Source organism: Mariniflexile sp. AS56 (assembly GCF_030552475.1).
Lineage (GTDB): Bacteria > Bacteroidota > Bacteroidia > Flavobacteriales > Flavobacteriaceae > Mariniflexile.
The window spans coordinates 1-8,347 of the sequence record NZ_JAUPED010000036.1; the positions used below are offsets into that span (position 1 = coordinate 1).

At 37.1% G+C, this 8,347-nt stretch carries 9 protein-coding genes; all 9 read right to left on the minus strand.

What is annotated here, in order from left to right:
* Positions 1-216 precede the first annotated feature (216 nt).
* The 9 genes from Q5N74_RS18615 to Q5N74_RS18655 all read right to left on the minus strand — a co-directional run bounded on the left by Q5N74_RS18615 (position 217) and on the right by Q5N74_RS18655 (position 7,740).
* A complete protein-coding gene (locus tag Q5N74_RS18615) occupies positions 217-804 on the minus strand; it encodes a pseudouridine synthase (RefSeq protein ID WP_304390505.1) in 588 nt (195 codons plus the stop codon).
* 146 nt (positions 805-950) lie between these two features.
* Complete coding sequence (locus Q5N74_RS18620) at positions 951-3,248, minus strand: type IA DNA topoisomerase (protein ID WP_304390506.1); 2,298 nt, start codon at positions 3,246-3,248, stop codon at positions 951-953.
* Between the two features lie 324 nt (positions 3,249-3,572).
* Positions 3,573-4,301, minus strand: coding sequence for an acyl-CoA desaturase (locus tag Q5N74_RS18625; RefSeq protein WP_304390507.1), 729 nt, complete (start codon positions 4,299-4,301; stop codon positions 3,573-3,575).
* Positions 4,302-4,362: 61 nt separating this feature from the next.
* On the minus strand, positions 4,363-4,935 hold the full coding sequence (locus Q5N74_RS18630) for a Crp/Fnr family transcriptional regulator (RefSeq protein WP_304390508.1): 573 nt from the start codon (positions 4,933-4,935) through the stop codon (positions 4,363-4,365).
* A 72-nt stretch (positions 4,936-5,007) separates the two neighbouring features.
* A complete protein-coding gene (locus tag Q5N74_RS18635; RefSeq protein ID WP_304390509.1) occupies positions 5,008-5,235 on the minus strand; it encodes a CDGSH iron-sulfur domain-containing protein in 228 nt (75 codons plus the stop codon).
* 192 nt (positions 5,236-5,427) lie between these two features.
* Positions 5,428-6,447 carry a TQO small subunit DoxD gene (locus tag Q5N74_RS18640; RefSeq protein ID WP_304390510.1) on the minus strand — a complete coding sequence of 340 codons (1,020 nt, stop codon included), beginning with the start codon at positions 6,445-6,447 and terminating at the stop codon, positions 5,428-5,430.
* A gap of 10 nt (positions 6,448-6,457) precedes the next feature.
* Positions 6,458-6,880 carry a DsrE family protein gene (locus Q5N74_RS18645; RefSeq protein ID WP_304390511.1) on the minus strand — a complete coding sequence of 141 codons (423 nt, stop codon included), beginning with the start codon at positions 6,878-6,880 and terminating at the stop codon, positions 6,458-6,460.
* On the minus strand, positions 6,877-7,287 hold the full coding sequence (locus tag Q5N74_RS18650) for a DoxX family protein (protein ID WP_304390512.1): 411 nt from the start codon (positions 7,285-7,287) through the stop codon (positions 6,877-6,879). Before Q5N74_RS18650 ends, Q5N74_RS18645 begins: the two co-directional genes overlap by 4 nt.
* Positions 7,288-7,356: 69 nt before the next feature.
* Positions 7,357-7,740: a hypothetical protein gene (locus Q5N74_RS18655; protein ID WP_304390513.1), complete on the minus strand. Its 384-nt coding sequence runs from the start codon at positions 7,738-7,740 to the stop codon at positions 7,357-7,359.
* Positions 7,741-8,347 lie beyond the last annotated feature (607 nt).

Consider the following 8,347-nt stretch of genomic DNA (forward strand, 5'->3'; position numbering starts at 1 on the left):
GAGGCACGAAGCCATCTCATGATATTCAGTTCAAAGTAAATAAGCAACTCAAAATAAACAGATTGCTTCAGTCGTGCTTCCTTCACAATGACCTGAAGTTTGATGCGCAACGTCATGGCGAGGCACGAAGCCATCTCATGATATTCCGTTCAAAGTAAATAAGCAACTCAAAATAAACAGATTGCTTCAGTCGTGCCTCCTTCGCAATGACGACCATTACATAAAACTATCAACCTCCATCACATCACCAACCTGCATGGTATTCAAATGAATAGCACCAACACGCACCCGTACCAAGCGTAAGGTTGGAAACCCCACAGCCGATGTCATTTTTCGTACTTGCCTAAACTTACCTTCATTTAAAATAATTGAAACCCAAGAAGTGGGGCCATGTCTAGCATCGCGTATTTTTTGAGAACGCGTGGGTAACTCTGGTAGGGCGTTTAACTTAAAAGCTGTACACGGTTTGGTTTGGTATTTCTTGCCATTAAAGCCAATCTCCACACCTTGTGTTAATTGTGCCACCGCTTCTGGCGTTATGTCTCCATTTACCTGAGCATAATACTCCTTATCCACCTTCTTGCTGTTTACAAAATCGCTCATTTTGCCATCGGTAGTTAACAACAATAGGCCTTCCGATTTTTCATCCAAGCGCCCAATAGGCATAATCCCTTCAGGAAAATCATGGAGCAAGCCTAGGAATTTTTTAGATTGTTGCTTGCTGTCGTTGCTCGCAAACTGACTTAAAAAACCATAAGGTTTGTAGATTATAAAGTGGCGGTGTGTTATAATGTTTTCGGTCATTTAATTTTCACTAAATAGGTGTTGCTGCGTCCTTGCGAGCTATCATTAGAAAAAAGCGAGGTCATCTTATAAATTGAATCTGAATCAAAAAAAAAGGAGCTAAATGATAAACAGATTAACACGTTGTGCCTCCTCGTAATGAAGAGCTAAAGACTCCCTTTCAAAATACTATGCACCAATTCTTTGGTTGGTTTTTGTCCGTTTATTTTTTCCCGAACCGTATCAAAGGTCACTTTAAAATCACATCCCGATTTATAGCTACTACAGCCATAAGCCGTACTTCCTTTAATCACAATGCCTTTATGACATTTCGGACAGGTTAATTCATCCGAACTTGTTTCTACCTTTTTCGGTGGGTTTTTAGGTTCCAGTTTAAGCTTGAAATCCGCATCAAAACGCAACAAGCCTTCCATGGTGCCAGATTTCATTTTAAAATCCTTTAAATTGACTGTAGAACCCTTTTTAAGCAATCTTACAAACTGCTTCTCAGATATTTTTTTCCCAGCATAGCTAAATGGCATTACAAAATCGCAACCAGCTTTATAACCAGCACAACCGTAGGCAGACTTTCCTTTTATAAGGGTAGCCTTTTTACATTTTGGGCACACCTCAGCCAAAATACCAGCGGCTTTCTTTTTCACAGCTTTGGCTTCTCTATTTTTTACTGTGGCTACATGCGAAATATTAGCACGTTTTGTTTCGCTTCGTACCTCGTACACCAAGGCATCAACCATGCGTTTCATGTTGTTTATAAACGCACCAGCAGTAAACTCCCCTTTTTCAATATCTTTTAATTGCTTCTCCCAACTTCCTGTAAGTTCAGCCGATTTTAATATATCATTCTGAATGGTATCAATCAATTGAATACCCGTTTGGGTTGGTAATACTTGCTTTTTATTTCTAACAATGTACTTGCGTTTAAAAAGCGTCTCAATAATATTCGCACGGGTTGACGGTCGGCCAATACCGTTTTCTTTCATTAAATCACGCAATTCCTCATCATCCACCTCTTTACCTGCGGTTTCCATAGCACGAAGTAAGGAAGCCTCTGTAAACTGGTTAGGTGGCTTGGTTTCCTTTTCTAAAAATGAAGGTTCATGCGGCCCTTTTTCGCCTTTCACAAAGCTTGGTAATAAATCTGCTTCTTTTTCTTTAGCGTTTGGGTTTTCAAAAACCACACGCCAGCCTTTTTTTAATATTTCTTTTCCAGTAGTTCTAAACGACACCTCAGCAGCCTTTCCGATAACTGTGGTATTCGATACCGAACAATCATCATAAAACACCGCAATAAAACGTTTCACAATAATATCATACACCTGTTGTTGGTTGTATTGCAAATTGGTTTGCATACCTGTAGGGATGATTGCATGGTGATCGGTTACTTTTTTATCGTTGAAAACCTTGGTCGATTTTTTAATCTTTTTTCCTAAAAGCGGCTCTGTTAAGGCGGCATAATTAGTTAATTTCTGAAGAATGCCCGCTACTTTCGGGTACACATCATTTGGTAAAAAGGTCGTATCTACTCTGGGGTAGGTTACTACTTTTTGCTCGTATAAGGTTTGGGCTATTTTAAGTGTTTCATCTGCCGAAAAACCAAACTTGGTATTGCAATACACCTGTAAACCTGTTAAATCAAACAGTTTCGGAGCAAACTCATTCCCTTTCTTTTTCTCTATGGATACTATTTCGAAATCACTTTCTTTAACTTTATTCGCTAAAACCTCTCCATCTTCCTTCTTTAAAAAACGTCCTTCTTCATAACTAAAAAGCGTTTCTCTATACATGGTTTGCAATTCCCAATAAGGTTGCGGTTTAAAGTTTTCAATCTCTTTAAAACGATTTACCACCATCGCTAATGTGGGTGTTTGCACACGCCCAACAGACAGTACCTGTTTGTAACCACCATGCTTTACAGTGTACAAACGTGTGGCATTCATACCCAGCAACCAGTCACCAATGGCTCTAGAAAAACCGGCATAATATAAGTTATCGTAATTTTCAGAAGGCTTTAAATTTTCAAATCCTTCTTTGATGGCTTCGGTGGTTAACGAGGAAATCCACAAGCGTTTCACTTCGCCTTTGTATTTCGCCTCATTCATCACCCAGCGTTGAATAAGTTCTCCTTCTTGCCCCGCATCCCCGCAGTTTATAACCAACTCGGCTTTATCAAATAAACTTTTTACGATTCTAAATTGCTTTTGAATACCGGAATTCGATACCACTTTGGTTTCAAACTTTTCGGGAAGCATGGGTAGATTGTTTAAATCCCAACTTTTCCAATAGGGCTTATAATCGTTGGGTTCTTTTAACGTACATAAATGCCCAAAAGTATAAGTTACTGCATACCCATTACCCTCATAATACCCATCGCGTTTGGTATTAGCGCCCAAAACGGAGGCTATCTCTCTGGCTACACTTGGTTTTTCGGCAATACAGACTTTCATTATCTTATTCTATTTTGAGCTTGCAAAATAGGAATTTAGAAGTTGGTTTTGAAAAGGAATTGTTAGTAGTTATTAACGATTACAGCAAACATTTGCTACAATTTATAGAAACAAATAATTATAAATATATTTACTTGCGAATTAAAAGACTTATTAAGAATAGGCAAAACACATATAATTACTATATATCTCAATGAGAGTAGAACTACGTAAGGGATTACAATACAAAGCCAATAGAGCTGTTCTAGCGAAGTATTGAAACCCTTCAACTACGCTCAGAATAATTTCGAACCCGACCCTTTTCGGGGAATCTCTTAAAGAAATTTAATTTTTCACAAACTTGATAACACCTACTTTATTAAGTATACGCATGATGAAATACGTTGGGTCGAACTCATGCCATCTTACTCCAAAATTAGCACGCCCACCGTGTTTGTGGTGGTTGTTGTGGTAAGCTTCGCCCATCATTAAAAAATCGAAAGGCAATAAGTTTTTAGAGGTGTCCTTCACTTTAAAATTCACATAGCCATATATATGTGCGTACCAATTGATAATGACACCGTGTATAGGCGCCATTAAAATAATAACTGGTAAAAATAGCCATTGCCACCAAGCTGTTGCAAATTGTAAAAAGAATAGAATATAAAGTGCGGTCCAGATGAGTCTTGAAATTCGGGAACTTGCCATTCTATCAAAAGCCAACCATTGCGGCACGTTTTTAGTGAATTTTTCTTCCACAGTAACACGCTGTCTGTTAATATCTTGGTAGGTGTTTTTTGTACGCCACATCATTTTTAAAACATTCTCATCGTACTTTGGTGAGTGTGGGTCTTTCTCTGTATCAGCATATGCATGGTGCATTCTATGCATAACTCCATAACCATAAGCACTTAAATAATTAGAACCTTGAAACACCCATGTTAAAATATAAGTGATTTTTTCTGCCGTTCTAGACATGGTAAATGTTTGATGTGCCGCATATCGGTGAAGGAAGAATGTTTGAAAAAACAAGCCTCCGTACCATAATATGATTAATAAGTATATAACTTCCATTTGATTCTAATTTGAAATGGTAAAGGTAGATAGAACTCCTTTTTAGCACAATGAACTTGAGTTAAGAAATACGTTTACGGATTCTGCTTAATGCCTGTGGTGTCACGCCAATGTAGGAAGCGATGTACTTTAAAGGAATTAGTTTAATAATTTCTGGGCGGTCTTGAAACAGATTTATGTAGCGTTGTTCTGCGGTGTCGTTTAACAAGGATTGTTCACGTTTCGATTTAATTAAAAACAGTTTTTCTGACGTGAAACGCCCCACGGTATTTCCTATTTCAGTGGTTTTATAAACGTCTTGTAAATCGGTATAACTAATACTCCAAAGTGTGGTATCCATTAAGGTTTCCAACTGGTATAATGTGGGTGTTTGTGTTAAAAACGAATCGTAAGCGCTCACAAATTCATCTTGTAAACAAAATCCAAAGGTGATATCCTTTTCTTCATCCTCTTTAGGAATAAATAACCGCACACCACCTTTTTCAATAAATGAAATATAGTTTTCAACTTCACTGATATTTAGAAAGATACTTTTCTTGGGAAATTCTCGTTTGATGAGCCGGGAGGAAAAATAATTCCAATCAGCATCATTAACATCTATTATCGCTTCTAAATAACTTCTAAATTTATTCATTTAACACTTAAAATAAGAATCTGTAATTTAACCATTTTGAAATGGTCACTAAAACGAAGTTTTCAGCTGTTGTTAACGGGTTTTCATTGGAGGCAAATCGAATGCTTTAGCATCGTGCTCAAAATGGTTACGGTGTGCACCATCACAAAAAGGTTTGTTTGCAGAGTGTCCACAACGACAAATACCTAATACTTCTCTTCCTTGTAAACCATATACATTACCTTGGCTATCTACTATTTCGAAATCGCCTTCTACTTTCACAGACCCGTTGCTATTAATGGTCAATTTTGTTTTGCTCATAATATTGAATTTATTTTGGTTCAAAGTTGGGAAATATATTTCTGATTTTTAAGGGTTCGCGTTTTTATTTAGCAATACGCTATCAAGTTCGTTTGCTTTCATGTTTCCAAACCATAAAAAAAAACAAAAAAACGACTTTGATTATTTACCAAAGTCGCTTTCAGTTTTATGCATTATCTCAGGACATCAACCTTATTCCTTCTTGATTTCGTGCTCCCAATAAGCACCACTTATATCTGTTATTTTAAGCGTATACCTACCATTAGGCAAACCTTCTAAGTTTGGGTTTGGTAAATTAATTTTTGCTTTAGCTCCCAAGGGCACAATTAAACTATGTGCTCCTGGTTTTACTTTAGCGATATAATAGTTTGAAATTTGTGCTTCTTCCAATAAAACCAATGCTTCCTGTGCATATTTAAATACTAAATTATTTTCAACATCCTTCAATTCAATCTCTATGATCCATGCACCATACACATCAACACCTTCTGTTCTAAACACATCAAAAGAAAGTACTTTATTATCAATTTCACCTTCCGTAATTTCTAGTTTCGGTTTCACCGATTTATTGTGTAATGTACCCCACAACCCACCATGAAATATTTGATTGGTCATCAAAGTCATTCCGAAAATAAAAAGAGCACCAACCAAAACAATTTTCGGATACAAGCGCTCTGTAATAGGCAGATTTCCAGAAGCAACCCAAGAAAACCAGGTCTTTTTTGTAATAGAAACATGGTTTTTTATTAAATAATAATCTAAAGAATACCTACCACTTCCCGTTAAAAACAAGGTAAAACCCGTAGCAATACCCAAGACGCCTATTTGCCATTCATCCAAACAGGTGGTACCTATCCAGCCAGACCCTAAAAGAATACCCATAGCCAAGCCAAACACCCCTATACTCATGACGCGCGTAAATAAACCAAACATGATAAATAAACCAACAACACCTTCTATGATGGTAAAAACCACCATATTTATCCATAATATATCAGGATTTTCAACCAAAAGCTGAATGATAGGTTTTATCCCTAAAGCATTTGGCAAGAAGTGATTGAATTTTTCACCAATATAACCAGCCACTTCGGGGTCTAATTTATCTGTTAAAATAGTACGCCGCCATAGCGCAGAAAAATACGTCCACCCTACAACCAACCTAAGAGACAGCGCCAAAAGCCCCGAATCATTTTTTACACTGATCTGTTTCATCTGTCCGGGATTAAATAGTAAGCGTAATAAAACCCTTCTTTTTCAGCTGAAACCCATATAAAATACCATTATCAACAACCGTTAAACCTTTTGGTAAATCTGCTGTATTGATATTGAATTTCTGAAGCGAGATACCGCAAGCAAACACTTTGACTCCTTGTGTTTCAGCGTCTTTTAAAAGTGCATTAAAACTAGGATTGTTTGCTATATCAACCACCGTTTTTCCACAGATTATCATATGAAAAACGCCATACTTTTTACCGTCTTCCTCAAGTAGTTTTTCGGCCGTCATTAACACGGGCTTTAATTGTTGAATGTTTTTAGAAAGAATTAAATAGTTATTCTTTCTTTTATTAAAACTTTGCGCGTTTAATTGTGTAGCTCCAAAAATTAATAGGCACACAGCTGTTAAATATATAATTGAATGTTTCATTGTTTTTGAATTTTTAAATTTGAATTGATACTAAAAAAAAGAAGACCACCTAGTATGGCTACATTCTTAAAAAGCGGGCCCATGGTAGCCATCTGCCCCACTTGAACCGTTAACGTAATTGGAATAAGCACTGCAATAAGTAGCATGGCAGCATATCGTGTTTTAAACCCTATAAGCAAGGCGACACCTGCTACAACCATCACTATTCCCGATAGCATAACGACCGTTTCAGGAGTTCCTAATAGACTCCCTAAAAAACCCATGTGGGCATTCTCCATACGACCTACTACCTTCTCGATATTAAAAAAATGATTGGTGCTTGCCACTATAAAAATAAGACTAAGCATGATGCGAAGTATAACCACAGAGGTGTAGCTAACTTCCAGTTTTTGAACTTGAAATTTCATTTTGATTTTCTATAATTAATAAAAACCAGTCTTTATGAACTGGATCCCTTTTTACTTAATGAAAATCGATTATAGATAATTCTTGAAGTTTTTATATAAAATGTATAATGGAACGGCAGAAACCGAGTGGCTTCTTGTTTTACCAGAATGAACAGCACTACGTGATGCATCCCATTCCGTATAAGTAAAACTAAAATCACTTAACACAAAATCTGAGACACTTTGAACTGAATATTTTTCAGGAACTAAAACACCCGTAGCCACCTCATAAAGGTTACAATTGGCGTTACTAAACGCTGTTTTAATTTTATTAGAAACTTCAGTTTGAGGTATACCAACTTCTGCCTGTATAAAGTTTCGGACCTTACAAGGTGAAAGTAACAGCAAAAGCGCCAACCCTATGATGGGGATTAATGCACTTATGCTTTTTAGTATGTTACGTGTTTCATTCACATCGCAAACATATCAAAATATAAAGCAACGGACTGTTATTTATTTCTTAATAAAATGAAGCTTCAAGGAATTTTAGCATTTTTATCATGACATGGCTTCGTGCCTCGCCATGACGACACACAAGAAACTAAACGTCATTGCGAAGAAGGAACGACTGAAGCAACCTCTTCATTTTGAGTTACAATTACACTTGGAACTAGACTTCATGGGATGGCTTCGTGCCTCGCCATGACGCCCCACAAGAATCAAAACGTCATTGCGAAGGAGGCACGACTGAAGCAATCTGCCTATTAAAAGTTACTAATCTAATTTGAAATAAATTTTATGAGATGGCTTCGTGCCTCGCCATGACGGTACACAAGAAACAAAACGTCATTGCGAAGAAGGCACGACTGAAGCAATCTGCCTATTAAAAGTTACTAATCTAATTTGAACTATCGATTATGAGATGGCTTCGTGCCTCGCCATGACGCCCCACAACAAACAAAACGTCATTGCGAAGGAGGCACGACTGAAGCAATCTGCCTATTAAAGTTACTAATCTAATTTGAACTATCGATTATGAGATGGCTTCGTGCCTCGCCATGACGCCCCACAACAAACAAAA

Coding starts and splice junctions, on each gene's coding strand:
- Q5N74_RS18620 (WP_304390506.1), bottom strand. CDS start 3,248: ATGAAAGTCTGTATTGCCGAAAAACCAAGTGTAGCCAGAGAGATAGCC.
- Q5N74_RS18650 (WP_304390512.1), bottom strand. CDS start 7,287: ATGAAATTTCAAGTTCAAAAACTGGAAGTTAGCTACACCTCTGTGGTT.
- Q5N74_RS18625 (WP_304390507.1), bottom strand. CDS start 4,301: ATGGAAGTTATATACTTATTAATCATATTATGGTACGGAGGCTTGTTT.
- Q5N74_RS18640 (WP_304390510.1), bottom strand. CDS start 6,447: ATGAAACAGATCAGTGTAAAAAATGATTCGGGGCTTTTGGCGCTGTCT.
- Q5N74_RS18615 (WP_304390505.1), bottom strand. CDS start 804: ATGACCGAAAACATTATAACACACCGCCACTTTATAATCTACAAACCT.
- Q5N74_RS18630 (WP_304390508.1), bottom strand. CDS start 4,935: ATGAATAAATTTAGAAGTTATTTAGAAGCGATAATAGATGTTAATGAT.
- Q5N74_RS18645 (WP_304390511.1), bottom strand. CDS start 6,880: ATGAAACATTCAATTATATATTTAACAGCTGTGTGCCTATTAATTTTT.
- Q5N74_RS18635 (WP_304390509.1), bottom strand. CDS start 5,235: ATGAGCAAAACAAAATTGACCATTAATAGCAACGGGTCTGTGAAAGTA.